The sequence below is a fragment of the Listeria sp. MAN/IMW/UF464 genome (assembly GCF_058683955.1).
The window spans coordinates 136,815-163,785 of the sequence record NZ_JBZWZP010000003.1; the positions used below are offsets into that span (position 1 = coordinate 136,815).

Sequence of the window (26,971 nt, forward strand, 5' to 3'; positions counted from 1 at the left end):
TATATTTTTTATGCTTGGAAAAGAACTTGAGATGTTGCTTCAAGTCTTGTACCATTAGAAAACATTCATTTCTTGTTTTCTTTTTAAATTAATCCGCTACTTTTTGAACATCTCGTTCAAAGTATTCAAGTCTCATTTCGCGTCCTTTAAGTTTCCATGGAGAAGATTTAATATCCAGCATTCCTTTGTTGTGTAATTCATTTACAGTAGAAGATATCGTGGAAATGGAGCAGTTTGCTAATTTGGCCAGAATATTTATTTGAAGCCATTCTGGGAAAACTGGTAATGTGGTATTAGATAAGTTATTTTCTAATAAAAAATTGAGAGTAGAGACAACTTTATTTTTCGAGTTTTCAATACCAAGTAACGCTTGCCTCTTTAAATCTTGTTCATTTTTTTCTGCTATTTGTAAGAAGAAGTTTGATAAAATTTGATCTTCTTCCAACTTTCCAAATACACCTTCTGCACTTATTAAACAAATTTCAGAAGTTTCTAGAGCTTTTAATACCACTGGATTTCTAGTTGGGAAAATGAGATTCTTTTGAAAGAAGCAGCGAACGATTCCTTTTTTCTTTCCATCACTTTCTTCAATTAATGTTCCGCTTTTTACTAACAATACGTGTTCTCTATCTATCGTAATGCTTTCCCATGCTTTAATTTGCTTGCAAACGTAGGAAAAGTTATCAAGTAAATAAGCGTAAATAATCGCATCTCTTTTAATGTAATCATGGTATTCAATATACTTCATTTGTGTAATCATCCTTTCTGAAATTCCACCACAAACTTATTATCTTAGAAAACAAAATATTTTCGTACAGGCAATTACACCTAATTTACGAGAAAAGACACTCTCTTAGACACTATTTCGTAACATTTACCGTTTGAACAAAATCTCAGAAAACTTCAAAATCATTGATAGAACTTAATTAACAAAAAGAACCAAAAAAAAACGATTTCCTCAAACAATATCAAAATAGCTAAAAAAGAAGCGATATTCGATAAAATTTCATCAAATAACGCTTCTTTTTTTATTAAAACCATCACTATTGTACTATTCCAATAGTTTATATTGTCATATTTTTATTAATAATTTTCATTTTTTACAACTAGAAGCACCATTTTTAAGCTTGACTTCAATCAAAATTTGCTAAAAAACTGCTATTTTTGCTCCATAGTTTCCGATGCAATGTAATATTCTCCGTTCTCTTTAAACAGAATTGTCCTTGGAATCTCATCCCCATTTTTCGCTTTATAAAGTTCTGTTCCTTCACTTAAATAATTAGAGGTGAAATTTTTATTTGGTATTCGGTAATGGCGAATTCTATGTTCTATCTCACCAATTTTCTCCAAAGCATCCTCTTTCTGTGCCGGCTCGTACGTCACTATATATAGAACGCCGTCAACTTTCATCATTTCTACAAGGTTGTCTCTATATAACAACCACTTTATTCCGAATACTACTGCACAGCAAATTACTACTACCAAAATTACGGTGAACCATTTCTTCATCTTCATGGATTAGCTCTCTTTCTATGATGTATTTATGTACTTATATAAGGATATAACAGGAAGACGGACTGTACAACTAAAATATGATGAACGGAATGTTTTTCGACATATACCAGCTACTTTAAAAGTTTACAAACAAAAAACCGCCTAAACACATTGTTTAAACGGTCTTCCAATATGGGTTGTGAGGGTTTCGAACCCCCGACCCGCTGATTAAGAGTTGGTTTTGCGTTGAGCAGTTACACGCATTTATGAGATGAAAACGGCTAGTTTATGCGGTTTATATCTTTTAGAAAGCTGTTACAAGAAGCTACAAGTATTTATATGTTGTTTTGGTCTGCCCCATTTATGCCCCGCAAATAATCTTTATAAATACTTTCTATATTAATTGTATTCTCTTCTATTTTTTTATATAGTATAGCAATTTCTTTCTCTGTCCGCAAACCAGCAAATAGTTTTTTTAATGCTTTATCTTTCCCCTCAATATAGCAAATATATTTAAAGTCATTAAAGCTATATACTCTCATGTCATAACCTCACAAAAAACAATATCTTCTATATTAATGTCAATTATTCGTTCGTCAAAGCGTTGTAATTGAACTATATTTTTTTCATAATCAATAAAAACAGGCACTACATACTTGTAGCGTATATGATGATTATTCTTTAAAAATAAAATCTCTATTGACCAATTGCGATTCATTGCATCAATTAAAACTATTGTATTTTCTAATTCATTATCAATAAAATTATACATACTTGTCACCTCTTGTTAAGATTATACGAACAAACGTTCTTTTTATCAAGAGGTAATTAGGACTAAATTTTAATATATATCTCTCTTGAAGTAAGAAATAGTTTATGCAATAATATACCCATAGATGTTTTGCATCTAGTAATTTCATTCAACTATTAGCTGCTTAATATAACAGCAACCTCGAATTTTTTTCGGGGTATTTTTTTATTTTAAAATAAATTTAATAAAACTATTGACTACTACGAATATTCGTAGTATACTATGTATATAGTAAAGGAACGGGAGGAAAATACAATGTATAACAAGGCTGAAATTATGAAACAAGCTTGGAATTGGTTCAACGATAGCAACATTTTGTTAAGCGATATCGAATGGGTAAGTTACACAGACAAAGAAAAAACTTTCTCCGTATGTTTAAAAGCCGCTTGGTCTAAAGCAAAAGAAGAAGTTAAAGAAGTAGAAAAAGAGATCAAACACATCTCTAAAAGCGAAGAACTTAAAGCTTGGAATTGGGCTGAAAGAAAACTAGGATTACGTTTTAATATTTCAGATGATGAAAAATTCACTAGTGTAAAAGATGAAACTAAACAGCATTTCGGCTTAAGTGTTTGGGCTTGTGCAATGAAAGCAGTTAAACTACACAATGACTTGTTTCCACAAACAGCAGCTTAAAATTATATTATAGAAAAGGAATGTGATTAAAATGACAATAACAACAGCACAAAAAAGATATTATGACGCGATGAATGAATTTGAAGCAATTATCAGTAAAGAATTAGAACAAACACCAGCGTTTTCGCAGGATTTACTTAATGACTCTGACTACTTAGTTATTACAAAAAATGAAGCGTATGCAGTAGCACTTTGCCTGCTCGATGATGACAAGCTATATTTAGATGAAACTTTAGTTCACTCGACACGTTTGGATATTGAAGATGAAACTTATTATATTAACTTTGTAGTAACTAATGAAGATGATTTTAAACTAGCTACAGATGAAGATAAGGAAAAACACGATAAACAAGAAGTAATTATAAAAAGTGAGTTGAACTAAAATATGTCAATAAAACTATTAGATGAATTCTTAAAAAAACACAGTAAAACGAGGTATCAGTTAAGCAAACTGACTGGTATCTCGCAAAACACATTGAACGATTACAATAAAAAAGAGTTAAACAAGTATTCTGTTTCATTCTTGCGCGCACTCTCAATGTGTGCAGGAATATCTACATTTGATGTTTTCATCGAGCTAGCAGAATTGGAAAAAAGTTATGACGATCTTGCTGGATTTAAACACTTATTAGATAAGTATAAGTTGTCATTTCCGGCGCAAGAATTTGAGTTGTACTGCTTAATTAAAGAGTTTGAATGTGCGAATATTGAAGTGCTTCCTTTTACATTTAATAGGTTTGAAAATGAAACGCATGTAGATATAGAAAAAGATGTTCGAAAAGCACTGGAAAATGCTATCACTGTGTTAAAAGAGAAGAAAAACGAATTGATATAACAATTACGCTAAGCTTATGTTTAGCGTGTTTTTTTGCATAAAAAAAGCCCTAACGGTGAGGTTAGGGTGTGTTAAAATTATATAGTTCTTTCAGTTTACACTTCAATTCATGTTTGTTATAATTGAAGTGTAAAAGATAACTTGTGATGGATAAAGCTGGGTTCCCGAATGGGAGTAAGATAATTTATTATCGAGAATTCCTTTGCTCCAGAGGTTATCTTTATTTTTTTGTCTTCTTTTTTAAATGTTCAATAGTTTTTTGAGGATTCTTTTTTATCTCTGTTAAGATAAAATCTATGATTGCTCTCGAATATGTATACTGTGAGTGCTCCCCTATAACATGACGATAAGAATATCTCTCTTGCGCCTTTAAAGAATAGAACTTCAAAAAAAGCTGAAAATCAGCAGTATTAAAGTTACTTCTAATTTCCTTAGTAAATACTGAAAAATGTTCAAAGTCAATTTTTTCTCTGCTCAATATTTTATTTATCTCTTTTACACAATTTTTTTGTGTATAAGGATGTGTTTTATTAGGGTCTTTTTGTTCCTTTATTATTTTAACAGGAATTTCTCCCTCTTTTGCTATTCTCACTGTGCTATCTGCATCGTTAATTTTCTTGGTTATATAAAAATTATGTTGAATGTCTATGGAAAAAGCTGGATTATTCTCTAGCTCTATTTTCTCTATCGCTTTTTTCGTTGTTAAGATTTTATCAGCTGTTTCTTTTGAATATTTAGACCTTATAATAGCTGGGTCTAAGTCATCTTCTTTTATTACTAGAGATAAAAAACTTTGAGTAATATACTCTGTTACATCAATATTATGAAACATACTCATTTTCTCTATGTAATTAAAAACACATGATTGAAATAAAGGTGCATATATTACTTCATAATCTTCAGTAATAAAATGAGTACTCACGTTTCTTAACTCGACTATTTTTTCTAGATTCAAACGTAATGGATCATGTTTATTTGTAAATATCTCCTTAATGCTATATTCTAAAGAAACAGTTCTAGACGGGTTATCCTTGAAGTATATACTATTTTCACCTTTATCGTTTATTAATTTAGCTTTTAACATAAGCTCCCATGAGTTGCAAATAAAAAAACTAAAACCTTCTACCCTATATCTTATTGTAGGTTTGTTATATATTTCCAAGCCTAACAAAAATGCTTCAATACTTTTCTTTACTAACATATCATATGTGCTATTCATTTAAGTACCTTCTCCGCTTTTTTACTATAATAATATCATAGCGAATGATTGAGTACAATAAACACATTACAAAAACAACCCCCGCAAACGCGAGGGCATTCATTCTATTTCAAATATGATTTTTTGATGTAACCACGTTTTCCACGATAGAAACAGTCAATAAACCCGTTCTTTTCCTTGCCCTTCGAAACGCTAATCTTTTCGCCTTTTTTCAACGTATAAGCGGTTTTAGAGTCCCAATCAGGCGATACACGAAAATGCGTAATGTTCTTTGTTTGCATCGTATTAAACGGCTTATTAGTAGTAAAGTATTTCGATTTCATAAAGCCCTTGTTACCGTTCAGGATAACTTCATAAAATCCGTTTTTCTCGACATCCCAATTAACTTGAAATGCCTGAAATTTATAAGCAGTAAAAGCTACTTTGCTATTCCAGTCAGCGGACACGCGTGCGCTTAAAGCATTGTGTGCGTATACCCATTGTTTACCTTTTTTCTTGTTAACGGTTGTGTTAGATGTAATACGATTGTATTCATTGATAATTGCTTGTTGTACCGCTGGCCAACGTTTCTCTGCTAAAATTCGGTGGGGACAATATTTTCCGCTCCAATCTTGATGCTTTTTAATCGTATCCTTTGTAGCAATAATACCCTGCTGTACACATAATCCAGCCACATATTTAATAGTATTTTTTTCAGCAGCTATATATTTAGCTCCTCCCGACTTGCTATAACATGTCTCGACTCCAATTGTATTTCGATTTCCATAACCATTACCGCCATCCCCACAATGCCAAGCATTCCGATTAAAAGGCACAACTTGAATAGCTTCTTTATCATCAACCGCAACATGAAAACTAACTTCATAATTATTGTTCTTACAGTAATCTGTCTCATTTTGTGATGTAGCATCATTATACGTATTGTGAACAGTGATTTTCTTTGCTTTCATCGCGTTAGGCGCTTTGATGCCATACTTTGAACTTGATACTAAATTTTGTTTAAATTGCACACCATTTACTATTGCCATTTTCACTTCACCTCTTCAATTTCATTTTCTCGAAATCCTTGTGTTACGCGTTCATTGTTATAATAGAAGGAGACAAATAACAAATCTTTATCTCCTTCTTCTTGAATAATCTTTGTAATTATCCCTTGACATCCGCTTTTTTCAATAATTTTTTTTGCGGTTTCATCTAGTTGACTATCGTTTCTTATCCGTTCAATATCTATAATTTTTACTTTTTGCCCTTTACTCATTATTCTTCATCCTTTCGTGGTTCATTATAATTTAATGCTTGTGTGCTATCACTGATACCTTTCGTTGTCGGGTCTACAAGATAGCCATATACCGCAAATAATACCGCAAAAACTTGATAAGGATTACTAATTACATTCAGCAATAAGTCCCCTAGCGCTGTCCAGCTCGTAATACTAGCACCCTCTACCTGCGCGGTTGCTAGTATGGTACTTCCTAAGAATAAAATAAAAGGAACCCACATTTGCGGATTCTTAAGTCTCACTTTCCAATTTATATTTTTCATTTTGTTCACTCCTTATTTTTAATTTCTTTTATGTCATCTTCGATATAGTCGAGCCGTGTTTCTACTTTCTCTATACCGCCCTCCAGTTTATCGACACGAGAATTTGTTTTGTTCACTCTTATATGAAGCTGTTGTCTATCATGCCGACTTTCTTCAAGTTGCTTTGCCAAATTATCCATGCTTCCCGATAAATTATCGAATCTGTCCATAAACGGTTTTCCAACAATTTTTTTAAACAACCACGCTAGCCCGCTGAAAACACCCGTTAACAGCCCAATCAGTGCGACCCATTCTGTTATTTGCAACCCCCAAACAACTGCCCCCATCACCATTTTTGCTCACCACCTCAAAAAAAAGAAGCTAATTAGGCTTCTGTTTCTTCTATCTTCATTCGTTGTTCTTCTTGTTTCAGCTCATCCACTTTCGCTTTTACCTGACCTCGCAAATTCGAAGGAACTTCTTCAATTGTTTTCCTTCCATTCATCACTAGATTTACATAAATCGGTATCATATAAGCCATATTGTTCACCCTAAATTACTTTCAAATAGTGCGGCTAATGCCTCTTGAGTGAGTAGTAATTCCTCTCTTAATTTTTCTAATTCTGTTTTCTCTGCTCGTTGACTAGCAATAATTTCTTGCTGTCGTTTTTCATCTAAAATCACTTTACCATTTTCAACTTTACATACATTAATTAGATTCATGTTACTTTCTGCTGTTTCAACTTCTATAAATCCTTCGACTTTTTGACTGCTCCACATATCAATATAGCCGTCATTGTTAACTGTAACAAATGACTTCATGTTAATTACCTCCTGCCTAAAAAATTGCTACTGTTCTTAATGCGTAACTCGTGCTTGGTGCTTGACCATTTGTTGCATCACCACTGACGCTTGTAGGCGTTAATCTAATAGTTTTCTTTGCTGCATCTGTTGCACCCGGCATATTCACCCACGTCGCTTTATTATTATTTCTCACTAGATATTCTTTTGAAAAAAAGTACTGAATATAACCATAATCCTGTACTCCTGTTCCCGGTGCATAACGTGAGAATTCTAGTAAAACTCCATGTTTTACTTTTGCTATATCCCACGAAAACGAATGCGTTTCTAAGAAATAAGAAGAACCAGACCACACGAGCGTTTCTTTGTGTATATCATCTGTATACGCTTTTGACTCAATCGTTGCGGCATTAAACTTTGTACTCGCATCTGCTTTTGCGTCAGCAAGTGCTTTGTCTGCTTTACTCTGTGCTCCTGACGTTGATTCTTTCGCAGACCAGCTTGTTTTCTCCGCTGCTGTAACATGTATGTCAACATTATTAACATGTGCATTTAAGTCAGTTTTTTGTGCAAATTGTTCAGAATTCATGCTATCAAATTGTATTTGTAAATTGTCCGCTTTCTCATCTAATTCATCTAATTTAGTTGATAATCTAGCTATAGAGTCATTAAATATCTTTTCGTAATCATCCCAACGTTCGACATAGTACGTAGCAACAGGAAAAAAGTTATCATCAATCATTGCTTTTTCAATTACGAAACTAAAACGATGAATTTGCATTGATTGATTTGGATATTTAACGTATAATTCTGCATTTACTTGTCCGTCGTGGCTTATCTGATCATCAGTTAATGAATACTCAAAAACGCCTTTTGTTCTGTTAGTTATTTCTGGATTAACAACATATTTACTTTCATATTCTTTTCCAACTGACATTATCATCGCAAGCGTTACCTCTGCTGCACTTGATAAAGGCAAACTATTTACTTCTTTTTTTGCTGTAAAAAATAACCTTGCAGTTCCTCCGGAATCTTGCGTACTAAATTTTATCGCTGGAACGTTAGCTTTAGCATTTTGAGTACTAACAGAGAAATCAAGAATTGCAGATTTAAATATTTTATTTGTCATGAGAAAATCTGCCCCCCATAAATTTTTTGTTCTGCTGTAGTGGAATTTAAATTTATCGTTGAAGATGATTTGCTTAGTATGCTTCCATAGGTTGATTTAAGACCAATGTTTGACGTTGCTTCACAAATATTCGTTGAAAAGAAATAAGCTTGGCTTAAAAATTCAGCAGACATAATAATATTTTGATTTACAAAGTAATTGTTATAACAGCCGCCACGCGACTGGTCGTACAACACAGCAACTACGTTTGTTGCTTTTAAATTTGTATCAAATCTACAGTTAGAAACTGAGCCATACCAGCATCGCAAGAAATTAATAACAGCTTTACTATTGTTAACAGATGTGCTCATAGAATTAACGCCTTGCACAACGCATTGAAACATGATTCCAGAAAATGTAATGCTTTTTACAAAAAAACCCGTTTGGGAAGTTTTGTGATCTATTGTTGCTAGATTAGTAGAGCGAATATAAAAATGTTCCGCTCCGCTAATCGAGCTAACGTATACATCTTCGTTATATTGTCCTGGTTCGCAATTGATATATATATCACCACCAATTTTTATTTTAGGAATCATATCTACAGCTTTTTGTATTGATTTAAAAGGCTTGTCAATATCTCCGTTACCTGTTGAATCACTTCCATTTACAGCACTAACATAATATTCAATATCAGCTGCTGAGTTACCATATAATTCATCCAACTTGCTTCTCAACTCTTTATTTTGTTCGCTCACGGTTTGTAACAATTCGTTTGATTCTGCTAATTCTCCTGCGATTGCTGAATAATCGCCATTTAAACGACTGTTTAAAGTGCTGTAGATTTGTCCATTTTTGCTAGTTCTCGCATCAACTACTTCCGTAATGTTATTCCCGCCTGCTTCTAAAACAACATTATCGATTCTATTATTAGTTGCATTTATATCTACATCTTTTGCCAATGAATCTTTTTCTAATTTTTCCATATTAGCATTAAACTGCTGGTACTTATTAGAATCAAAAAGGGTATTTCCCCATCTTTCGAGATTTAACATCTATTTCGCTCCTTTCAGTGCTTTTGCTAATTGGGCCATTATTGATACTATCGACTTTTTATTATTTGAAAGTGTTACTTCTGGCGCTTTTATTGTGAATGGATACTTTTTGTATGCAACTATCTGCACATCATAATCAATGCCAAGAGGCTCATAAATAAATAGAACGTAATCTCCTTTTCCACAATCGTAGTATTGTTTTAATGTCACACTTCCCGTCGTCGCTGGATAGTCTTGTAATTCGAGCTTAAGGCGCCTTTGCATGTTACCTGCAACAGTGTATCGTTCATCAGAAATAGGTTCCTGCCATCGCACACCCCATTTACCTACTTCTGGACTAGTATAAGTAACAGGAGAAAAATAGTTATTTCCATTACTATCCACTTTACCGTAACCTTTTATTTTAGTTTTAAGGGATAACGTGTCAATATCAAAACTTACTTCGTCTGTGTTGTATCTATATCTAATGAAATTTTCTGTCTTAGTACCATAATCTTCACGCGGTTTAAAAACTAAATGCTTATTATCCGGAATAACAACCACTCCATAGTCTTCAACTAATTGATCTATAAGCGTTAAGTAGTTATTATTTCCAAAGTTTTCTTGTTGAACTTTTTCGAGCAGGTTAGAAGGGTCGATTATCTGCCATGTAAAACCTCTGTTATCAGTTTTAAAAACATGAGTTAGGCACTGCGCTAAAGTAAAAGAACCGGTGATTTGCTCATCTTGCCGTCCATCTTGACACGTATAATAAATGTGCGGAGCTTTAATATCTTTAGATAACGTCTGACCAATTGCTTCATGACTTAATTGTTTTACAACAAATTCTTGACCTCTAAAAAATACAGAACTTTCATAGTCTAAAAATGAATAACAGTGGGCATTTTTATTTGTCTGTGTAACTTTAAATTCTATGTTCCACATTTCATTTTCTGTCCAGCTTTCACAAAAACTTTCTTTATCAAAATCTGTTAATATTTCTTCGTTATTCTTCCAAAAATCAGCAACTATAATATCGCTATTCATGTATTCACCTACTTATACAAAAAGGAGAAATCCCATTTTGTATCTAAATGACTAGTATTACTAATCTCGATAAGATTTTCTCCTTTTTTTAAACTTATTAAGCCGTGATTCGTTTGTCGGCCACAAGGACTACCGTTTATTCGCGGAGTTGCTCCGTCAATAATTAGCGTGTCTGTCGTTGTTAGCGACGGATGATATATAAACCTATCTCCTGTTGTTTTGTTGTAGATAGTTAATTCTCCCTCGTTTTGTCCTCGTATCGTTATTACTAAAGGGTGTTCGCGCGGGTCAATATCAAAACTTCCGCCGTTATAAATAATAAATCTGTTTTTTGTGTGAATATATCTATAATCCTCCATCGCTAGCCCTTGTCCAAACTGCCATTTATTACAATCAATTTCAGAATCACTAAGCGTAGTACTCAGTGATTCTGAATAACCTCTGAACACATCAAATTCAAGTGTCAAATCAGCGTATCCCGGAGCTTTCCGGTCAATGCCAACGCCGCTTGGATGTACTCTATATTTTTTACCAGGCGTTTTAGAATGAACTAAAAAATACTCGCTACTTTGATAAATAAGTTCCATTAGTTCATCTAGTTTAACGTGATATAAATCAGCAGTGCCTGTTCTGAAATGGCACAAAATTGAGATAGGAAACATGCTGAAATTACTGTCTGTTGTTCTAGCACCATCAGAACCAGCAAATTCAGTATAGTTATTTACTATTTGCGGCGGCTCTCTGCTCACTTCGCCTACCTCTAAATCAAATAATTCGTTAAGCATATATGTTTTACCTTCGATTACTAATGCTAGTGATGTAGCCATGTTATAGCCCCTTTCCATAAAAAGCTAGTGATGCAGAACTGCCTAAATGATTGTTTGTATTGTCTGCAATATCTTTGCCATCAACATTAAAAATAATAGGTCTATCGCCAGATTGTTTAAGAGCTTTGATTAAATCAGCGTTGCTAGACTCTTTTGTTTTGTTGTCAATAATTGTTTTGACAGTGATAGTTCTGTTTAAATCTACGCTTTTTAGGCCCAACGCTTTTTCTGCGGAAATCTTCGGCAAAGTGATAGTCGGAACAGTCATATTAGAAGCAGCGTTTACTACTTTATCGACCATTTTGTTCGTTGATTGAACAGCTCCCTTAGCTCCAGCTAAGACCCCATTTCCAAGGCCACCAGTAAAGAATTTACCAAGCTCGATGGCCACGCGAGAAGGCGAATGAATTCTAAGCGCTTTTTTCACTGAATTAGTGATTGTGTTAGCGATGCTCTTAGCTGTTTTTTCAAGTTGTTTTTTCTGACTGTTTAGTCCGTTTATTAAACCTTTTGCTGCGTTAATACCAGCAGAATACATTGCATTAGCCGCTGTGTTTCCCATTGACTTAGATGCTGAATTGATTTGATTCTGCGTGCTGTTAATCGCTTTGATAGTCTTAGCATCTGACTTGGCAAGAGCTTGTGCATAAGATGAGCCATTTTCTACTCCTGCCTCCAGAATGTCGTTTATAATGTCCTTGCTAACGCCTTTTTTGCGCAATTTTTCCACATTCGCTTGAAAAGCTTTGATTTCTTTTAAGCGTTTCTGCATTTCTTGTTGAATCGATTTTGGATTATCTGGGTCTACGTTGCTAATAGATCCATAAGACTGCATTTTCTCAGTGATTGAAGCAGCATACTCTTTACTCTGCTTCGTCAAGTCTGCCATTTTTGTATTAGCGGCTTTTAATTGAGCGACTACTTTATCACGTTTCTTAGCTGTCGCTGCTAATTTGTTCGTTTGTTGAGCGATATAACTCTCAATACTATTCAGTGCTTTAGCTTGTTTAAGTTGTCCAGTGCTTTTATTTTTAGAATGTAATCCCGCATCAATCGCTGAGGATATTTTGTCTTTCAGCGTACTAGACAGCTTCTTGATTTGCGATTCAGTACCTAGCGCACTAGCTACTAGATTACTTGCCGCTTTCGTCACTGCTTTATTTTTGTTTGCGATACCTAACGAGTACCCAGAGCCGAAATCTCCACCTAATTTTTTCGACTCTTTCGAAGGTGAGTGCGAGTCTTGTTTTTTCTGAACTGCTGCTAATGCTTTATTTGCCAAAGAAGCGGCTGCCTCTCCAACCGCACCCATGCCACTCAAAATACCATTCACATATCCAGATGCAAAATCAGAACCAACTCCGCTGGAATCAACGGAACCAGCACCAGATTTAGCAGAATTGCCAATGCCAGTGCCTGCCGAAAATGCATTACCTTTTCCGTCCAAAATACCACTATTAAAACCGGATGCATTATTTGACCCTGTCATTTTGAATAAATTAGGGTCAAAAGCGCCATTTTTAGCGTTATTCTTAATCGTAGCACCAGCGTTTTTATTTGCTTCAGCAGTACTTTTTATTCCATCAGCATTTGCATTTCCGCCTTGTTTACCAATTCCGTTTAGTTCGGTTGGAAGAGGCGAAGCACCCATTTTTACGCCATCAACTAAATATTTGCCCGCTTCTTGATATTCGTTAGATTTAATAGCTGCTATAAATTGATTTTTTCCGTTTTGTCCATTCAAGAACATACCGTTAGGCAAACTAGAAAGCGTGTTTAAAACATCATTATTTATGTTTAATGCCGCTGTAGTATAATCTTTACTTTGAATAGCTGTGACAAACGCTTGAACACCTTCTCCGCCTCGTTGTCCCATGATTGCAGCCAAACCAGACAATGTATTATCAATTGATGTGCTTGTAGAAACGAAATTTTGCCATAACGCAGACAATTCATCATCGCTAATATTCCCAAGTTGCGATAAACCACTCGCAAATGTTTCAGCATTTAAAGTGCCTCCGTTCGCGATAATAGAATTCATTTCTATTGCCCAACTTTTTAAATTTGTAGATAGTGTCTTATTCTTCTTTGTTTGCTCGTCTATTTGGATCTGATAATTAGCTTTTTCCGTTTCGGTTGAAGCATCTGCTTTTTTCTTTTTCAAGTCAGCCAGCGACTTCTCGCCTATTTCAACAGCCTTTTTCTTTTCTTCATACAAGCTTTTTTGTACTTCTAAGCTGGTATTTCTTTCCTTCTCATTCAAACTCTTACCTTGTTCTAATCGCAGTAAGTTCGCTTCAACATATAACTGATTTTGTTTCGCTAACTCTGTTTGTATATCGGTAGTTTGTTGTTGTAAGAACTTTTTCTGTTGAGCTGTTAATTCTTGTCCATCAGTCCAGCGATTTGTCTTTAGCATATTTGAATAATCGCTTTGCAAAGTTAGTAACGTGCTATTATTCTTTGTTGTTTCGTCTACTAAAGTCTTATTTGCATCTGCTATAGCTTTTTTACGCTTATCTCCTTCTAAGCTTTGCGCTTTTTCCATAGCAACACTATAAGCATCTTGAGACTTTTTAGCTGATTCTTGATACTGACTGTATAACTCTTTAGCAGAATTTAAGAATGACTTAGTTTTCTCGCTAAGTTTATTGCTGTATTGGTCCACTCCACCGCTCAACATCGTATCTATCGCTTGATTCGACTTCGAAACAGTTGTTTCAGTTTGTTTAGCAGTTGATTCTACTAGTTTTAATGTGTCTTTTATCTTTTTACCGGATGTTTCAGTTTTAGCACCAGTTTTTTCAGCTTCTCCGGCCATTTGTTTAAACGCTTCAACAGTTCCAGTCAGTGCATAATTATCTTTGTTAAATGCATCTTTTGCGGCTTTTCCCGCTTCATCAAATGCTTTTTGAGATTCTTTTACACTTTTGAGGGCGCCTTTTAAGTCACCTTTTAGCGCTTGGAATGTTGCTTTGATTGTATAGTAGAGACCTTGCATGTATTTTGTTGCTACTAAAACTACCCTGACTAACACCTGTATAATATCGACTACCGCAGCTAATGCTATAGCAAGTTCCATCCAAACATATACACCAACAGATTTTAATATATCTTTGAATACTCCACCCACGGGTTTTAGCGCCACCATAAGTTGTTTAAACACTTCTACTATTTTTCCGAATGACTTTTTCACACTTGAGAGCATGACTGATAAAAACCCTTTTATGTTAGCAGTATTTTCCTTAAATGCCGCGTACATACCATAAAGAACTGAAATCACTGCGCCTATCACAGCGGCAACTATTCCAAAAGCCGCTGTTGCTGAACCTAATGCTACCTTCAAGCCTAAAAATGAACCTTTTATCGTGTTAAGTATTACCCCTAAGAGTGACCCGCTAGAAGTCAAGCCTTTAAATACACCTATAAGTCCGGCTACTTTCGAAAACACGCTACTAAGAATATTGAATGCTATAAATCCAGCGGCAACTTTCGCCAAAACTGGCGCCCACTCGATTAAAACTGGTATAAACTCTTTGATTTTTTGAATCAAATCAGAAAGTTTTTTCTGGAATTCCGGACTTGCTGTTACTGCTGCAAACTGTTTAAATGCGTTTTTAGCAACATCTAGTGCTTGGATAATCGGGCCTTTTAAGTTTTCGGCGATATTCGCAAGACTCTTAACAGCTGCGGTTTTCATGTTCGCAAATGAACCGCTGATAGTGTTACCTGCTGTTTTTGCTAGGCCTGCCATTTTAGCCGTGTTACCAGCCATTCCAGTTGTTCCTTCTTCAATACCTTTCGTTAACATTGCGATAGCTTTTGTTGATTCTAAAGATCCCTCGGAAACATATTTTTTCATTTCTCCAACGCTTTTACCTGTCGAGTTTGCTAAAATTTGCCAAGCCGGAACACCAGCGTCAACCAATCGATTAATATCATCAGAATAAGCAACACCACTCGCCTGCAATGCTGAGATAGCATCTGTCATCTGGTCAATTGATTCTGAACCATTTCCAACCCCGTAGGCAGCGTCTGCAATAGCAGTGAAAACAGGCTTTACATTTGCCGCTTTCATACCAGCTGCAACCATTTTTTTAGCGCCTAAAGCGACAGCGTCGAGTGCAATTGGTGTGCCATCAATAGCGGCGGTTAGATCCGTCATAACTAGTTGCGCATCTTTTGCAGAGCCAGTAAGGACTGTTAGTGATTTAGTCGCAGTATCAATCGTATCAACACGACCAATTGCACTGCCTACAACGTTTTTAGTAGCCGCGATAAGCCCTAATGCCGCCGCTAATTTAAGAACACTGAAACGAGCTTGTTCGGCGGGCTTTTCAACTGAATTTTTAAGTGCTTCACGCATTCCAGCGCCTGCGCCTTTCGCCGCCGCTTTAGCTGCGTTAAATCCGCTTACTAATCCACTTTTAATTAAAGAACCAGTGCTTTTCGCAATGTTTCCTAGGCCTTTTAATGCAGAAATACCAGCTTGGCCAGCCGCTTTCGCTCCGGATTTCACAGCGCTAAATCCTGTTTTTAATGCTGATTTCACTGTTGTTCCTGTCGTTTTGGCCGCGCTTGCTACAGCGCTAAAAGCTGTTTTCATTGCGCTACTTACTGCTAACGCTGCTGATTTTGTAGCACTAGGAATAGCTTTCACAGCGCTAATAGTTCCTTTAACGCTCATATAAGCAGCAACTACCACCGCTTTGTAAGCTACAACAAAACTATCTTTCACCGCAACAGCCGCTGTTTTAGCAGCTCCTGGAATACTTTTAATAACTTTTACAGTAGTTTGAGCAAAAGAAATAGCAGCCGATTTAGCTGCTTGTAAACTACTTACTAATGCGGATTTAATACTGATTCCAGCACTTTTAATTGCGCTAGGGATGGATTTAATGACATTAATTGATACTTTAACAGCTGACACAATACTACTTTGCACTGTCTTAGCAATTGAAAAGAAGCCGTTTTTGATATTTACCGCAGTGTTTTTGATGCTAGTTCCAAGTTCCTTTATCGCTGTAATAGATGCTTTAGCAGCGTTTACGAACCCAGTTTTTACTGTTGAAGCCAGTTTAGATAGAGCGGCTTGTACATTTGAAGGCAATTCACGCATAAAGTTCAAACTAGCTTTTAAAGCATTTGAGCCAGCGCTTCCCATCGATTTAAACGCATTTACAAACGTGTCTTTTAATCGTTTCGATTGACTAGCAATATCAGATACTGCTTCTCTGTATGCTTTATCTAATGCCGCCCCTGCATTTGTGCCTGCTTTCGCGAAATCTTTTTCAAACGCATCAAGTTGTTTATCTGCTTTTTTATCGTCTAAACTAATCTCAATTACTACTGATCCATCACTCATGTTCTCACCTCTAATCTTTTAACTTATATCTGTTTTTCAGTTTAATTAATTCGTTTCGTTCTTTTTCTGTTCCTTTTCCAGAAGGTAATTCCGCTTGCCTAATGCCGATTATCGTTTTAATTGTTGTATCATCACGCAAACTTTCTAACAATGCTCTAAACTTATACCAGTGCATTTTCCCGCGACTATCTAATAAATCAATATTGTAGTCTTGTAAAAAAGAAGCATAGATATAATCCGCATCTTGCGTTAATGAATATGAAGCAATTTCTTCCGCTTCGTCATTGTTGTTTGTAGCGCTTGGCATCTTGTTTCCGTCGATATCGTAAAGCAAACCATCGTCATTTTCTTTAACAATATAATTAGTGAAAATATCAATAAGCACTAACGATTTTTCTTCAATGTTCGCGTATTCGTCTTCCTCGTTCGAACGTGACCAAGGCATATCATCAACAAAAAGCACGTCGATTGCTAGGTTAGCTCTGAACACATCAGATAAACTATTATCTTCCGTTAACTCAATCACTCTTAGAACGTTGTCAAAAGCTAAATCGAGCTTATACTCTTTTCCTTCATATTCGTAAATATCGTTAACTCCAAAAGCGAGCGAAAGCATTTAAATCACTTCGCTTTTTTAGTCATTTTTGCTTTATATTTCTTTTGAATTTCATTTTGTTGCTTTTCTACTGAACCGACGATGATTTCTGCAACTTGATTGTATACCTGGTACATTTTTAAAATATCTTTGCATTGCGCATAACATTTATCGAATGCTTTTTCGTCATCCAATAAAATTGCATATGCTTCAGTTAAAGCCTCTTTTACATCTTCTTCTAATGAAAAATATTCTTCTGAACTCATTTCGTCAGTATTATCAATGTTGTATTTATTTAGCTTTTCTAGCTTATTCTTGTACTTCTCATCTGCTTCAATCCATTTGCGGCGCATTTCATCACCTAAACCGACTCTAAACAGTTCCGTGCCAAGCTGAAACTCTTGATATGATTCTTCTAATTGAATATTAATTACATTGTTTTGTGTCATGTATGATTTCCTCCAATTTAAAAGCCCCTACATTGAGTAAGGGCTTTATTTATTAATCTGCTGCTTCCACTGTTACTTGTACTACTTTATTGATAGAAGGGCTTCCTTTAGATGCGACAGTCATGTTTGCTGTTCCTTCTGCTACGCCTTCGACCACGCCACTAGCATTTACTTTTGCCTTTGGTGGATTTGAAGAAGTGAACGTTACTTCTTGGTTTGCTCCGGCAGGTAATACTGAGGCAGTAATAGTAGCTGTTTCACCAACTTTTAACGTAATAGTCGCCTTGTCCACTTCGACGCTGGACGGGCTTGTTTCAGGGTTTTGTAACTTTTGGTGTTTCGTCATAAGCGATACGGCAAGCGAACGCTGGGAACTCCGTAGCATCCCCGCCGCCAGCGGACCCTTTGATTTCTGATACAGTCGCTTTACCGATAGCTGTTTCAGTATCAGGAATTTCGATTTTAAACATAATCCCGCGATTTTCTGGCGTTCTACGTTTAGCGACAATTAAGTTTTGCGCTTCGTCTTCACGATCGTGCGTCCCTTCAAACGTGTAAGCTTCTGAGTAACCTAAAACAACTGTTTTTTCGTTGCCATCGCCATCATAGTCGCCTTGCTCTTCAGTGTTATCAGACCCATCGTCAGAAACGTTTGTAATCCATTTGGATAGTCGTTTCCACACTGGCTCGCCCACACCATCTACAATTTCAGCTACAAAGTATTTCGTTTTCGCATTTTTAATTCTAGCCATTTTTATTTTTCCTCGCTTTCAATATATAATTTAATTTTGAAACTAGCGCTATAAATAAACGTTCCATCGTCATTAGCCGAAACAAGATTCGGAACACTAGTTGTTTCTTTGTCTTCTAGCACAAAGCTGCTATTTAAGCTCTGAATACTTTCTAATTCTGTGTTATCAAAATAAGCAGTAATGGCATTCAACACATTTAAAACTTTCATTTCTTGCTTGCTAGAGCCGTTTAGGTTAAAAGAAAAAGACCGCTCATAAGAGCCGTCTTGATAACCTTGTTTATCGTTATTTGGAGTCAGCAGCAAAGCGATTGACTCGGGTTTTAATATCGCTGTTCTTAATTTCATATCTTTTAAATCTACGTTGTTTTCGATAGCATCCATGACGCTGTCTAAAAAATCTAATGACATTATAGTCCCTCCTCGACCGCTTTTTGCGCCACTTTTTCCCAGACGTCCATTTTATCTATTTTTGCCCGTTGGTCCCATTTAGGACCAGCTAACGGATGATGTGTTAGTGTGAAATTGAAGTTTATACCTTTGTAAAGCCGTCGCGCATAAATAGATGTCCACATAATTTCTTTGTCATTCATAATAACGTATTGATTTGACAAGTCACCGCTTAAAAACGGCACATAAAGCGCAATATCAGCGGCCGCTTGATTAATTAAAGCAAACTGACCTCTTTCTTTCGCCTTTTTTACGCTCCCTTTTGCTTTTGAGAGGTCCACACGTACTTTAATCGGCATCAAACCACCTCGATTTCCCAATGATGCACGCTATTAGAAGTGGCATAAAAAGGTATAACTTTGACAATCTTATAAGCTTTTCCAGAAAAATATATTTTAGATCTACTTATAAAATCGTTTGGCACGTTCATGCTGTTCACTGCATCAATAAAAATAACCGCGTCATATCTATCGGTATCAGATAATCCCGCGATTTGATTTGATTTTGAGAAGTCAACACGAACATGCTCAATCTCAATGCCTTTTTCATAAACGATTTGATTGTGTCTATCTTCTTCTTTATACGCTTCGTAGCTAATGTTATGAATTAACCAATCGAGAGGTAACGGAGGGGCGTTTGTTATCGGTTTTACTACTTTCATTAACGAACACCTACCCCGTTGTAAAGAAGACCTGTATGCGCTAAATAGGACCTTACATCGCTACCAATCAATCCGCTATTAAGTGATGTAGCAGTTGATGCAAAATTACTATCACTAATAGAGGTTCTCCCGATACTCACATTATCCGGCTTGGAAACAGCTAACTCACTTGTTCCACCCGCCTCTTTAAAATACTCGATTTGATTACAAGTAGCTAACTGTATTTGATGCTGAATAAATTCGCTAAACGATTCAATTCCACTTTTGCGTATTCGGTAAAATGTCACTGAATCAATTTTTCTTTCAGCATGCTTTAACAGTTTGTCAAATTCGTCCTGTTCTAAATGCTCCCCAGCGTACTCATCGTTGTAAAATTCTAATGTGGTGTAAGGCATATCACTCACTACCTTCCAACAGAGCTACCAACTCCGCTTTTTTCGCATTACTTGCAAATTCGATATTTCTATTCACAAGCTCTTCTTTCAATTCTGCTACTGTCATAGCTGAAAAGTCTTGAATCGGCGCGCTATCAGTTTCACCCGACCGCGCCGCCATTAGTTTCCCGAAACTGGAACTACTTTCACCGCTTTTGTTTCATCAACTAAAGCAACAGCATAGTGCTGATCGGCATTAAATTTAGTTAACTTATGGTCCATATCACGCCCTACTTCCGCTAAAATATTGCGTTTTAAAAATGTTTTTAGAGCCCCGGCTTTTACAGCTAGCCCATTCCCCACTGTTAATTTTTTAGTGCGGACAATCTCCCAGCCAAGCAACTCACCAAACACTCCTTTAACAAGTAAATTATCCCCTAATTGCGATGCTCTAGTCCAACTCTCTGCTGCCTCTTTGCGAAGTTTTGCTGCATCCTTGTGATTCAAGAAAAGAACACCTGTCGATGTAATTGCTTCATCTTCAATTGCATCTGGAGCATCTACAAATGTATTTTCAATTTGGTCAATTAAATCAATATTAATTGCGCTTTTAACTTCTAATGTTGTTGTTAAAGCTTCTGCTAAAATATCATTATCCACTTTTGAAGCAATAGACATGCGAATTTGCGTTTGCGCTTCTCCGACAGGATTGCCATATCCAGAAAGTACTGCTTCATCTGTAATCTTAACACCTTTGCCAGCCTTTTTAATTCCGTGCTTTACGGATTCGGTTTCAAGCGCGGAGTAATCAATTGCCGCTCCTTCCGCTACGTCTTGAGCATCGCCAATATACTTAAATTTAGGGACAGTGATTTCTGAGCCGGGTTGTCCCTCTAAACTGTTATCAATTGGTGCAATACCCCCAAATTTAATCGCTTTTGGTAGTTGTGCGGAAATCATCGGCGCCATCACTTCTGGGTCAATCAAATTCGCTAATTTCGTTGTTAAATCTGCCATCTTTTTTACCTCTTTCTATTTTTTATTTTGTGATACTTTCGAATGTAGCTGGATCACTAGCTTTTAAATCTGCGAGCTCTTGATAGCTATAATCTGCCAGCGATTTACTAGCAGGGTTATTATTAGTTTGATTTCCATTGATTCCCCACTTAGGTGCTACATTTTCGCTTTCTTGAGCAAACAAATAAGCATCGCTTTCTTGCAATGCTCCTAGCTGTTCGTCAAGGCCTTTCAAACCTTCGTCTGTTAGTTCTAGTTTGTCGTTATCCAGTAAAGCTTTTACAGCCTTCGGATTTCTTGCTTTCGCATTTGCTAAAGCTAAATCAAGTGCTGCGCCTTTGCGAGTTTCTACTAATTTAGCTTCCGAATCTTTTTTCAAAGTTTCGTAATTGTCTTGCAGTGTTTCCAATTGAGTTTTTAAAGATTTGCTTGTTCCGGAATCAGTTTTCAAAGCTTCGATATCATCGTCCCGTTGCGCAAGCTGGCTTTTAAGCCCGTCTCTTTCTGCTTCCGCTGATGTTACCTTGTCCTTTTCGTTCTGAATCGACTTACCGTGTTCTGCCATAATAGAGTCGATAGTTTCCTTTTCCAAGCCTAATTCCTTCAAAAAGTCTCTTTCCATTTCTTATTCCTCCTACGTTGTTTTTACGTGATACGATCACGAGAGCCGACTTTTAACGACTTTCGTTCAGGTCGAATGTTATGCATATACTTTTTCTCTGTTGTATTGCCTTGTTAAATTATGTGTTTTTACAAATGCTCTTAGCTTACTTTGCTTCGTTCTAACAGCCTGTTTTGCTTTTTTAACTGCTAGTTCATCGCCTAATTCTTCGGCAGCTGACAGCTTGCGTTTAGCTGCTCTTATGTCGCGTTCCATCAATCGTTGTTGCTGACTCAACATATAAACGCGTTTGTTTTCTTCTTCGTCTACTAGCTCGCTCTCGTCCGGCGCAATGTTAATGCCTTCAATAAAAGCAAAACGATGATGACGGCAATTACAGCCGAAAACACCATCGCCGTATCCATATCTGAGTTCCGGCGAATAAATAGACATGTATTTATTGCCGTACTTCGTTTTTGTTTCTTCAACAGATAACAAACAGATTACTTTGCCTTGAACAAGTGAACACGTTGGTCGTGCTCCTATGTGCTGTGAAATACGCACTAAATCCACGCCAAATTCATTCATTCGCTCGTCTTCAATGCTGTTATAAACACTGTTAACTGTTGTTCTGGTTACAGTCCGGACATATGCTTCAGGTGTCCACCTTTTATTTGCCTTGTCTACAAGCGCAGGAACACCGTTTTCAGCGAATTTAGTTACTGCCTCAGCTAATGCTTGTCTATGTGTTTTTAAACCAGCTAAGACGCTCTGTGTCGTTTCGTGAATGATATCTGAATAGATTTGTCTTGCTTGCGATAACATCGTTTGATTGACGCGATTATAGTTACTTTGTGCTAACTTAAAATAACTCCTCATTACTTTATCGACTATCGTTTGTCCGTCAGCCACAAGTGGTAACACAGCACCAACTTCGGCTAATTTGCTGAAATAGTTATCTACTTGTTTTAAATCGCTATATCCTGCGTCTTTAACAATAGAAAAAAGCTTCTTAGCAGATACGCCGGAAGCTTTGGAAATTCGTTCAATCATTTGCTGATCTAGTGCATGAACTTGATTAAGTTTTTCTATTTGCCAAGCAAGCACATTATCTGCGCTGATATTTTTCTTTGTTTTCAATCGTCGAACAATAAGAGTGAACAATTCATTTTCGAGCGTTGTGTATACATCAACGACCGGTTGCACAAATAAGTCTAATTGTCGAGGAGTTAGCGCCATCTAAATCACTCCTCTTCTCCAAATATTCCGGTCATATCATTGTTAGGTATTTCCGCTTGTTTTTCCTTTGCTAACATTTCAGCCCATTCATCCGCTTCAGCTTCAGTAATATTCCAAGCACGCTGTAAAGCAATTTTCAGCGGTATCATACCTTGATTTTTAGCATTCGTATAACGATTGATAGTTGTATCTTCATCTTGTGCTATAGAATCGTCAAAATCGACTGTAATAGTGTCTAACTCAATTACTTCGCCAGAATAAGTTTCGATAAATTTCCCGACCTCAAGAATGCTCACAATCATTTCTTTTATGCCTTGTTCAATTAGCTGTGAATGGCTGTTCTTAGTCTGATAGGTTTCTGACTTCTCGCTTACAACCTCTGTAGCTGTTTTTAAGCCGTTTTCATCGAAAGTGAATGTGCCTGCGCTTAATCCAACTTGCATGGCGTATATTCTCAACATTGCGTTTATAGACTCGATAAACTCAGTTGACCGAATCTCTACAGATATATCTTTTATCGCTTTACCGTTGTCGTCTTGATCACCTTGATAAAGGAAAAACGCTTCATCGGTTGAATCAAAATACTGTGAAGTCGAGCCGTCCAAGTTAACAGCTGTTTTAACGAAACTTGAAGGCACCAACACTTTCTTTTTGCCTAATTTGAATTCTTGATAGTATGAATCGAACATCAAATCAAGTGTTTTCAATGTATCCAATGCGTTAGCATAAACAGAAATGCCGAGCGGGCTCGTTAGATTCTTGTTATTCGCTATATTAGGTTTAATATAAATGAAAGTCGGACGTGTAAAGTCAGGTAGCGGAACAACCGGCTCAATATCGTCAAACAGCAATGTTAAACTTACTTTTGTCCCAAGCTCGTTCGGGTCATCTGACTGATATAGCTCTGTTGTGACCGTGTATACATCGCCTTGCCACTCATTCCACTCAAGCAACGTATAATATTTATTGTTTTTGTGGAAACTATTAGCAATAACACATTCGTCTACATTCTCGCTATCATTTGACAAAGGATACATACAATCAGCTGTTGCAAATGAAACTTTGACGTTTTTATTGCCGTCGTGATAAACCTTTATCACGAAGCCGCCCATCGCTTCTCCGTATTCGATGTAACGCTCCATGTTTTTAGTAAAACCGTTTGTTTTGAGTACGTTAAGCACGAACTCTTCTGCTGCTTCATCATCGATATTGATTTTCACTTTCTCGTTAAAAAGAAGCTTTGACATGTACTTAGCTGTGACCTTCGGCAAATTCATAGATAATTGGCGTCTGTTGACTGGATTGCCATTGTGTTCGTAATTGAGATTATGCCATTCAGCATAATGGCCTTGGTACAATCGTTTCCATATGTCAATATACTTATAATCTTCATCATTAGCATTTACTTTTTTATGTTCCGTTACATCTTTCAGTGCTTTCAATAGTCCCATTCTCCGCATCACTCCTTTCACTCCCGCGATTATTTGGTTTATCAAGGTTTTCACCTCCTAATATTTGAGCCCCAATTTGCGTAAATTATCTTTAACATAATACTGAAAAGCATCACACGTATGATCGTCTTCTTTGATGACCTCAGGCTTATCTGTGTTAACAGTTTTTACATCCCATTGATATTTGCGGTGTTCTTCGATGAATATTTGATTTTCTGGAATATCAAGATAATAAAAACGACCTTGTGCTAATAAATCTTGCACAAAGTCGACCATATCCACTTTTTTACCTTTTGTGACGGGGTGTAAGCTAACACCGTAATCTTTGTAGTACTGATTTCGAAGTCCGCCCTCCGCACTATCTACCGTTTGCATATCGACAGGCGCATTATACTTCGCGACTATTTTAGTCATGAACTCGCGTAACTCTTTTGAATAATCCGAAGGTGCTTTCTTTACTACTTGATTCGCGGGACTGTAATAGTACGTGTCTAGTAAGATAACATTTTTCTTTGCTGTAAAACCTAGCGCTAGACATGTGGTAGCTGATACTTGATGTCCAGTGTCGATAGCAAAGTCAATCATTATAATTCTATCGTCCGGCGGGATAGTTTTAAGTTTTTGGAATAAATTCATGTTATAAACGTTTGTGCCTAATCCCACCGCTTCTCCTAAATATAAATAGCGGTAATAGTCATAATCATTTTCTTTTATCCGATTGATTACATCTAGCATTTGGTCATTAACAAAACCTAACTCGTCATTCAAATAACTTGATTCATGAACTAAATAGGTCGAATTACTTCGTTGCTGGTCTGCCCATTCGTTTATCCATGAGTAAGGGTTGCGAGGAGGATTATATGACCAAAAGAATCGAACAAAAGCAGCTCTTTTCTGTTTTTGCCTCATAAACGTTGTGTTAGTTTGGTCGAACTCTTCCGCGTCTTTAAACTCGGCGGCTTCCTCATACCAAACAGCTATAATGTCGTTAATGTCATTAGACTTTAGTTTCTGAAAGTCATCTTGTCCGTAGAAATAAAAAGTTGAACCCGTCTTTTTATGGGTTATTTTAAAGGGGCTGACAGTAGTATCGAATTTATTTATCAAAAAGAACTTTTTCAAGGCCCATTGGATTTTATTAAATACAGAATCACGGATTGTATTTCCAACTTTTCGAATTACAACCACATTCGCTTTCTCGCCTCGTGATAGATACGGTATTAACAAAGAAACCAGTAACAAAGCTATAACGGATGATTTAAACGAGTTACGACCACCTTTTAGGACATTAAAAGGCTTTGCCGCTTTCCAAACTTCAGCAAAATGCGGGTTTACTTCTTTACGGATGTCTATTTCTTTTTTAGCCATCGCGTTCACCCCACGGGTCAATGATGGTAATTTGGTCGTTGTCGTCTTCTCCGTTATCTTTCAAGTACTTCATGAGCTCTAACATAGCTTTTTGCTTATCATAGAGCTTCAAAGATACGCCATCTTTCCCTTTTTTCACTTCTTGAATTAGCGAGCCATCCACTTCCGAATTATCCTTTAAAGCAACGAAAGACGCTTTATAAGTTACAGGTTCGCCGGTGATTGGGTCCAATACCGTTTCCATAACACCTTGCTCGTTTAAATCAGATACTGTTACTTCATCATTGCCGAATTCAACAAAATCTGTTATATCGGCGAAAGCTTGCTTTACATACTCTTTCATCAAGTCTTGCACACTAACAAATAACTCTTGTTGCAACTCTGCTTTTAATCTGTTCAACTCTTGCTTAATGTTATCTTTTGCTAGCAGTCTAACGCTATTAGATCTAGCGGAGTTATAATCACACTTATATGCCTGTTGATATGCCTTCGTTGCATTAAAGTGTTGTAAATAAAATAAACAGAACATTTTTTGTTGTTCTGTTAGCGTATCGTTTTCAATTATTAACTTAGTTTCTTTTTTGTGTGCAACCTTTTTCTTAGTTGCACCTTTTTTATCTTCCGGGTTGCTCCACTTTCGAGATTTCCAAGATTTCACTGTATTTATAGACACGTTGTATTTTTCGGCAATATCTTTATACTTCATGCCTTCTTTATAATCTTTATAAGCTAATTCCCAATTAGTCACTACATATCACCACACTCCCTTATTTTAATTAACTGAAATCTAATCTACATCTTGCTTATGAAATAAATTATTGTCCTTCAAAAACTGGTGCAATGTAATTCCGACTCTATTTACTACATCCTCGTCTTGCTCTTCAAAGCCCGATTCATAAAAGATTGCATGTAGTATTTCATGTACTAATGTCTGTTCTTTTCGTTCTTCTGAAAGTCCGGTTGAAATTTCAATATGATTATCATGAAATACACACGCACCCCAATTCGAATTATCATTATCAACAACTTGTTTTTCTTGAACATCGTAATTAACAGCGCCTATTTTAACCTGTTTTGGAATCGCCATAAGCTTCCCCCTTTATTTTTATGTATCAAAAAAGCCCCGAATAATCGGAGCTATAACTATTATTTAATATCCGTAGTTATGAAACCAGTAGACTTCTACGGTGACGAACGTCTTCGTCTTGTCTTTTGTTTCCTCATTTAATATGCTTAGTGCTTACCAATTTGGCTGAGGTATCTACATACTGCGTACAGCATGAGACTGGCTATTAAAAGCCTTCCTGTCAGAACTTATCTGCT

Annotated in this window: 35 protein-coding genes; 3 read left to right on the forward strand and 32 right to left on the reverse strand. The window is 36.3% G+C overall.

Features of this window, described 5'->3' with window-relative positions:
* Window positions 1-88: 88 nt before the first annotated feature.
* The 4 genes from AC4PG0_RS10500 to AC4PG0_RS10515 form a co-directional block, all read right to left on the reverse strand.
* The gene (locus tag AC4PG0_RS10500; RefSeq protein ID WP_010990230.1) at window positions 89-748 is read right to left on the reverse strand and encodes a cyclic nucleotide-binding domain-containing protein; all 660 of its coding nucleotides are present in this window, start codon (window positions 746-748) and stop codon (window positions 89-91) included.
* 410 nt (window positions 749-1,158) lie between these two features.
* On the reverse strand, window positions 1,159-1,515 hold the full coding sequence (locus tag AC4PG0_RS10505; RefSeq protein WP_033533715.1) for a hypothetical protein: 357 nt from the start codon (window positions 1,513-1,515) through the stop codon (window positions 1,159-1,161).
* Window positions 1,516-1,829: 314 nt separating this feature from the next.
* Window positions 1,830-2,036 (reverse strand): hypothetical protein, encoded by a 207-nt coding sequence (locus AC4PG0_RS10510; protein ID WP_069001825.1) that lies wholly within the window; start codon window positions 2,034-2,036, stop codon window positions 1,830-1,832.
* Window positions 2,033-2,266, reverse strand: a complete 234-nt coding sequence (locus AC4PG0_RS10515; protein ID WP_492167985.1) for a hypothetical protein — start codon at window positions 2,264-2,266, stop codon at window positions 2,033-2,035. The genes AC4PG0_RS10510 and AC4PG0_RS10515 overlap by 4 nt, the downstream gene beginning before the upstream one ends.
* Window positions 2,267-2,560: 294 nt before the next feature.
* Here AC4PG0_RS10515 and acrIIA3 point away from each other — a divergent pair, with 294 nt between their 5' ends.
* Genes acrIIA3 through acrIIA1 form a run of 3 tightly spaced genes read left to right on the forward strand, consistent with a single transcriptional unit; the run spans window position 2,561 to window position 3,773 of the window.
* Window positions 2,561-2,938, forward strand: a complete 378-nt coding sequence (acrIIA3, locus tag AC4PG0_RS10520) for an anti-CRISPR protein AcrIIA3 (protein ID WP_492167986.1) — start codon at window positions 2,561-2,563, stop codon at window positions 2,936-2,938.
* A 31-nt stretch (window positions 2,939-2,969) separates the two neighbouring features.
* Window positions 2,970-3,320 (forward strand): AcrIIA2 family anti-CRISPR protein, encoded by a 351-nt coding sequence (locus tag AC4PG0_RS10525; RefSeq protein ID WP_012581437.1) that lies wholly within the window; start codon window positions 2,970-2,972, stop codon window positions 3,318-3,320.
* Window positions 3,321-3,323: 3 nt separating this feature from the next.
* Entirely contained in the window at window positions 3,324-3,773 is a 450-nt protein-coding gene (gene acrIIA1, locus AC4PG0_RS10530) for an anti-CRISPR protein AcrIIA1 (protein ID WP_012581438.1), read from the forward strand.
* Window positions 3,774-3,993: 220 nt separating this feature from the next.
* Here the strand turns inward: acrIIA1 and AC4PG0_RS10535 are convergent, their stop codons facing one another.
* From AC4PG0_RS10535 to AC4PG0_RS10670, 28 genes are all read right to left on the reverse strand, one after another.
* Window positions 3,994-4,992, reverse strand: coding sequence for a DUF3644 domain-containing protein (locus AC4PG0_RS10535; protein ID WP_012951560.1), 999 nt, complete (start codon window positions 4,990-4,992; stop codon window positions 3,994-3,996).
* A 104-nt stretch (window positions 4,993-5,096) separates the two neighbouring features.
* Window positions 5,097-6,020 carry an N-acetylmuramoyl-L-alanine amidase gene (locus AC4PG0_RS10540; RefSeq protein ID WP_492167987.1) on the reverse strand — a complete coding sequence of 308 codons (924 nt, stop codon included), beginning with the start codon at window positions 6,018-6,020 and terminating at the stop codon, window positions 5,097-5,099.
* Window positions 6,021-6,022: 2 nt separating this feature from the next.
* The gene (locus AC4PG0_RS10545) at window positions 6,023-6,250 is read right to left on the reverse strand and encodes a hypothetical protein (protein WP_492167988.1); all 228 of its coding nucleotides are present in this window, start codon (window positions 6,248-6,250) and stop codon (window positions 6,023-6,025) included.
* Window positions 6,250-6,534, reverse strand: coding sequence for a phage holin (locus tag AC4PG0_RS10550; protein WP_492167989.1), 285 nt, complete (start codon window positions 6,532-6,534; stop codon window positions 6,250-6,252). The genes AC4PG0_RS10545 and AC4PG0_RS10550 overlap by 1 nt, the downstream gene beginning before the upstream one ends.
* A 5-nt stretch (window positions 6,535-6,539) precedes the next feature.
* On the reverse strand, window positions 6,540-6,866 hold the full coding sequence (locus tag AC4PG0_RS10555) for a hypothetical protein (protein ID WP_492167990.1): 327 nt from the start codon (window positions 6,864-6,866) through the stop codon (window positions 6,540-6,542).
* 32 nt (window positions 6,867-6,898) lie between these two features.
* Window positions 6,899-7,054 (reverse strand): CD1375 family protein, encoded by a 156-nt coding sequence (locus tag AC4PG0_RS10560; RefSeq protein WP_492167991.1) that lies wholly within the window; start codon window positions 7,052-7,054, stop codon window positions 6,899-6,901.
* 5 nt (window positions 7,055-7,059) lie between these two features.
* Window positions 7,060-7,335, reverse strand: a complete 276-nt coding sequence (locus AC4PG0_RS10565; RefSeq protein WP_492167992.1) for a hypothetical protein — start codon at window positions 7,333-7,335, stop codon at window positions 7,060-7,062.
* A 16-nt stretch (window positions 7,336-7,351) separates the two neighbouring features.
* The gene (locus AC4PG0_RS10570) at window positions 7,352-8,443 is read right to left on the reverse strand and encodes a phage baseplate upper protein (protein WP_492167993.1); all 1,092 of its coding nucleotides are present in this window, start codon (window positions 8,441-8,443) and stop codon (window positions 7,352-7,354) included.
* Window positions 8,440-9,474: a hypothetical protein gene (locus AC4PG0_RS10575; protein WP_492167994.1), complete on the reverse strand. Its 1,035-nt coding sequence runs from the start codon at window positions 9,472-9,474 to the stop codon at window positions 8,440-8,442. Before AC4PG0_RS10575 ends, AC4PG0_RS10570 begins: the two co-directional genes overlap by 4 nt.
* A complete protein-coding gene (locus AC4PG0_RS10580) occupies window positions 9,475-10,500 on the reverse strand; it encodes a phage tail protein (RefSeq protein WP_115848547.1) in 1,026 nt (341 codons plus the stop codon). It lies immediately after the preceding gene.
* Window positions 10,501-10,508: 8 nt separating this feature from the next.
* The gene (locus tag AC4PG0_RS10585) at window positions 10,509-11,327 is read right to left on the reverse strand and encodes a phage tail family protein (protein ID WP_115848546.1); all 819 of its coding nucleotides are present in this window, start codon (window positions 11,325-11,327) and stop codon (window positions 10,509-10,511) included.
* Window position 11,328: 1 nt separating this feature from the next.
* Window positions 11,329-16,692, reverse strand: coding sequence for a tape measure protein (locus AC4PG0_RS10590; RefSeq protein WP_492167995.1), 5,364 nt, complete (start codon window positions 16,690-16,692; stop codon window positions 11,329-11,331).
* Between the two features lie 10 nt (window positions 16,693-16,702).
* A complete protein-coding gene (locus AC4PG0_RS10595; RefSeq protein WP_119722978.1) occupies window positions 16,703-17,308 on the reverse strand; it encodes a bacteriophage Gp15 family protein in 606 nt (201 codons plus the stop codon).
* A gap of 5 nt (window positions 17,309-17,313) precedes the next feature.
* Window positions 17,314-17,736 (reverse strand): phage tail assembly chaperone, encoded by a 423-nt coding sequence (locus tag AC4PG0_RS10600; protein ID WP_061727556.1) that lies wholly within the window; start codon window positions 17,734-17,736, stop codon window positions 17,314-17,316.
* Window positions 17,737-17,788: 52 nt separating this feature from the next.
* Window positions 17,789-18,121, reverse strand: a complete 333-nt coding sequence (locus tag AC4PG0_RS10605) for an Ig-like domain-containing protein (protein ID WP_077945412.1) — start codon at window positions 18,119-18,121, stop codon at window positions 17,789-17,791.
* The gene (locus AC4PG0_RS10610; protein WP_010990223.1) at window positions 18,051-18,488 is read right to left on the reverse strand and encodes a phage tail tube protein; all 438 of its coding nucleotides are present in this window, start codon (window positions 18,486-18,488) and stop codon (window positions 18,051-18,053) included. Before AC4PG0_RS10610 ends, AC4PG0_RS10605 begins: the two co-directional genes overlap by 71 nt.
* A gap of 2 nt (window positions 18,489-18,490) precedes the next feature.
* Window positions 18,491-18,898 (reverse strand): minor capsid protein, encoded by a 408-nt coding sequence (locus AC4PG0_RS10615; RefSeq protein ID WP_185557105.1) that lies wholly within the window; start codon window positions 18,896-18,898, stop codon window positions 18,491-18,493.
* Window positions 18,898-19,236 carry a minor capsid protein gene (locus AC4PG0_RS10620; protein WP_031644586.1) on the reverse strand — a complete coding sequence of 113 codons (339 nt, stop codon included), beginning with the start codon at window positions 19,234-19,236 and terminating at the stop codon, window positions 18,898-18,900. Before AC4PG0_RS10620 ends, AC4PG0_RS10615 begins: the two co-directional genes overlap by 1 nt.
* The gene (locus AC4PG0_RS10625; RefSeq protein WP_492167996.1) at window positions 19,236-19,598 is read right to left on the reverse strand and encodes a putative minor capsid protein; all 363 of its coding nucleotides are present in this window, start codon (window positions 19,596-19,598) and stop codon (window positions 19,236-19,238) included. The genes AC4PG0_RS10620 and AC4PG0_RS10625 overlap by 1 nt, the downstream gene beginning before the upstream one ends.
* Window positions 19,598-19,993 carry a head-tail connector protein gene (locus AC4PG0_RS10630; RefSeq protein WP_271000067.1) on the reverse strand — a complete coding sequence of 132 codons (396 nt, stop codon included), beginning with the start codon at window positions 19,991-19,993 and terminating at the stop codon, window positions 19,598-19,600. The genes AC4PG0_RS10625 and AC4PG0_RS10630 overlap by 1 nt, the downstream gene beginning before the upstream one ends.
* A gap of 1 nt (window position 19,994) precedes the next feature.
* The gene (locus AC4PG0_RS10635; protein WP_077918135.1) at window positions 19,995-20,153 is read right to left on the reverse strand and encodes a HeH/LEM domain-containing protein; all 159 of its coding nucleotides are present in this window, start codon (window positions 20,151-20,153) and stop codon (window positions 19,995-19,997) included.
* Window positions 20,153-20,989, reverse strand: a complete 837-nt coding sequence (locus AC4PG0_RS10640) for a N4-gp56 family major capsid protein (protein WP_045552937.1) — start codon at window positions 20,987-20,989, stop codon at window positions 20,153-20,155. The genes AC4PG0_RS10635 and AC4PG0_RS10640 overlap by 1 nt, the downstream gene beginning before the upstream one ends.
* Window positions 20,990-21,011: 22 nt before the next feature.
* Window positions 21,012-21,611 (reverse strand): phage scaffolding protein, encoded by a 600-nt coding sequence (locus AC4PG0_RS10645; protein WP_045552936.1) that lies wholly within the window; start codon window positions 21,609-21,611, stop codon window positions 21,012-21,014.
* Window positions 21,612-21,689: 78 nt separating this feature from the next.
* Window positions 21,690-22,829 carry a phage minor capsid protein gene (locus AC4PG0_RS10650; protein ID WP_045552935.1) on the reverse strand — a complete coding sequence of 380 codons (1,140 nt, stop codon included), beginning with the start codon at window positions 22,827-22,829 and terminating at the stop codon, window positions 21,690-21,692.
* A 5-nt stretch (window positions 22,830-22,834) separates the two neighbouring features.
* Entirely contained in the window at window positions 22,835-24,325 is a 1,491-nt protein-coding gene (locus AC4PG0_RS10655) for a phage portal protein (protein WP_031667963.1), read from the reverse strand.
* A 12-nt stretch (window positions 24,326-24,337) separates the two neighbouring features.
* Complete coding sequence (locus tag AC4PG0_RS10660) at window positions 24,338-25,648, reverse strand: PBSX family phage terminase large subunit (protein WP_492167997.1); 1,311 nt, start codon at window positions 25,646-25,648, stop codon at window positions 24,338-24,340.
* On the reverse strand, window positions 25,641-26,396 hold the full coding sequence (locus AC4PG0_RS10665) for a terminase small subunit (RefSeq protein ID WP_069008323.1): 756 nt from the start codon (window positions 26,394-26,396) through the stop codon (window positions 25,641-25,643). The genes AC4PG0_RS10660 and AC4PG0_RS10665 overlap by 8 nt, the downstream gene beginning before the upstream one ends.
* A gap of 39 nt (window positions 26,397-26,435) precedes the next feature.
* A complete protein-coding gene (locus AC4PG0_RS10670; RefSeq protein WP_061385639.1) occupies window positions 26,436-26,735 on the reverse strand; it encodes a hypothetical protein in 300 nt (99 codons plus the stop codon).
* Between the last annotated feature and the right edge of the window lie 236 nt (window positions 26,736-26,971).

Bases quoted from the DNA above. Each gene is read 5' to 3' on its own strand.
- AC4PG0_RS10500 (WP_010990230.1), bottom strand. From the start codon at position 748: ATGAAGTATATTGAATACCATGATTACATTAAAAGAGATGCGATTATT.
- AC4PG0_RS10505 (WP_033533715.1), bottom strand. From the start codon at position 1,515: ATGAAGATGAAGAAATGGTTCACCGTAATTTTGGTAGTAGTAATTTGC.
- AC4PG0_RS10510 (WP_069001825.1), bottom strand. From the start codon at position 2,036: ATGAGAGTATATAGCTTTAATGACTTTAAATATATTTGCTATATTGAG.
- AC4PG0_RS10515 (WP_492167985.1), bottom strand. From the start codon at position 2,266: ATGTATAATTTTATTGATAATGAATTAGAAAATACAATAGTTTTAATT.
- acrIIA3 (WP_492167986.1), top strand. From the start codon at position 2,561: ATGTATAACAAGGCTGAAATTATGAAACAAGCTTGGAATTGGTTCAAC.
- AC4PG0_RS10525 (WP_012581437.1), top strand. From the start codon at position 2,970: ATGACAATAACAACAGCACAAAAAAGATATTATGACGCGATGAATGAA.
- acrIIA1 (WP_012581438.1), top strand. From the start codon at position 3,324: ATGTCAATAAAACTATTAGATGAATTCTTAAAAAAACACAGTAAAACG.
- AC4PG0_RS10535 (WP_012951560.1), bottom strand. From the start codon at position 4,992: ATGAATAGCACATATGATATGTTAGTAAAGAAAAGTATTGAAGCATTT.
- AC4PG0_RS10540 (WP_492167987.1), bottom strand. From the start codon at position 6,020: ATGGCAATAGTAAATGGTGTGCAATTTAAACAAAATTTAGTATCAAGT.
- AC4PG0_RS10545 (WP_492167988.1), bottom strand. From the start codon at position 6,250: ATGAGTAAAGGGCAAAAAGTAAAAATTATAGATATTGAACGGATAAGA.
- AC4PG0_RS10550 (WP_492167989.1), bottom strand. From the start codon at position 6,534: ATGAAAAATATAAATTGGAAAGTGAGACTTAAGAATCCGCAAATGTGG.
- AC4PG0_RS10555 (WP_492167990.1), bottom strand. From the start codon at position 6,866: ATGGTGATGGGGGCAGTTGTTTGGGGGTTGCAAATAACAGAATGGGTC.
- AC4PG0_RS10560 (WP_492167991.1), bottom strand. From the start codon at position 7,054: ATGGCTTATATGATACCGATTTATGTAAATCTAGTGATGAATGGAAGG.
- AC4PG0_RS10565 (WP_492167992.1), bottom strand. From the start codon at position 7,335: ATGAAGTCATTTGTTACAGTTAACAATGACGGCTATATTGATATGTGG.
- AC4PG0_RS10570 (WP_492167993.1), bottom strand. From the start codon at position 8,443: ATGACAAATAAAATATTTAAATCTGCAATTCTTGATTTCTCTGTTAGT.
- AC4PG0_RS10575 (WP_492167994.1), bottom strand. From the start codon at position 9,474: ATGTTAAATCTCGAAAGATGGGGAAATACCCTTTTTGATTCTAATAAG.
- AC4PG0_RS10580 (WP_115848547.1), bottom strand. From the start codon at position 10,500: ATGAATAGCGATATTATAGTTGCTGATTTTTGGAAGAATAACGAAGAA.
- AC4PG0_RS10585 (WP_115848546.1), bottom strand. From the start codon at position 11,327: ATGGCTACATCACTAGCATTAGTAATCGAAGGTAAAACATATATGCTT.
- AC4PG0_RS10590 (WP_492167995.1), bottom strand. From the start codon at position 16,692: ATGAGTGATGGATCAGTAGTAATTGAGATTAGTTTAGACGATAAAAAA.
- AC4PG0_RS10595 (WP_119722978.1), bottom strand. From the start codon at position 17,308: ATGCTTTCGCTCGCTTTTGGAGTTAACGATATTTACGAATATGAAGGA.
- AC4PG0_RS10600 (WP_061727556.1), bottom strand. From the start codon at position 17,736: ATGACACAAAACAATGTAATTAATATTCAATTAGAAGAATCATATCAA.
- AC4PG0_RS10605 (WP_077945412.1), bottom strand. From the start codon at position 18,121: ATGCTACGGAGTTCCCAGCGTTCGCTTGCCGTATCGCTTATGACGAAA.
- AC4PG0_RS10610 (WP_010990223.1), bottom strand. From the start codon at position 18,488: ATGGCTAGAATTAAAAATGCGAAAACGAAATACTTTGTAGCTGAAATT.
- AC4PG0_RS10615 (WP_185557105.1), bottom strand. From the start codon at position 18,898: ATGTCATTAGATTTTTTAGACAGCGTCATGGATGCTATCGAAAACAAC.
- AC4PG0_RS10620 (WP_031644586.1), bottom strand. From the start codon at position 19,236: ATGCCGATTAAAGTACGTGTGGACCTCTCAAAAGCAAAAGGGAGCGTA.
- AC4PG0_RS10625 (WP_492167996.1), bottom strand. From the start codon at position 19,598: ATGAAAGTAGTAAAACCGATAACAAACGCCCCTCCGTTACCTCTCGAT.
- AC4PG0_RS10630 (WP_271000067.1), bottom strand. From the start codon at position 19,993: ATGCCTTACACCACATTAGAATTTTACAACGATGAGTACGCTGGGGAG.
- AC4PG0_RS10635 (WP_077918135.1), bottom strand. From the start codon at position 20,153: ATGGCGGCGCGGTCGGGTGAAACTGATAGCGCGCCGATTCAAGACTTT.
- AC4PG0_RS10640 (WP_045552937.1), bottom strand. From the start codon at position 20,989: ATGGCAGATTTAACAACGAAATTAGCGAATTTGATTGACCCAGAAGTG.
- AC4PG0_RS10645 (WP_045552936.1), bottom strand. From the start codon at position 21,611: ATGGAAAGAGACTTTTTGAAGGAATTAGGCTTGGAAAAGGAAACTATC.
- AC4PG0_RS10650 (WP_045552935.1), bottom strand. From the start codon at position 22,829: ATGGCGCTAACTCCTCGACAATTAGACTTATTTGTGCAACCGGTCGTT.
- AC4PG0_RS10660 (WP_492167997.1), bottom strand. From the start codon at position 25,648: ATGGCTAAAAAAGAAATAGACATCCGTAAAGAAGTAAACCCGCATTTT.
- AC4PG0_RS10670 (WP_061385639.1), bottom strand. From the start codon at position 26,735: ATGGCGATTCCAAAACAGGTTAAAATAGGCGCTGTTAATTACGATGTT.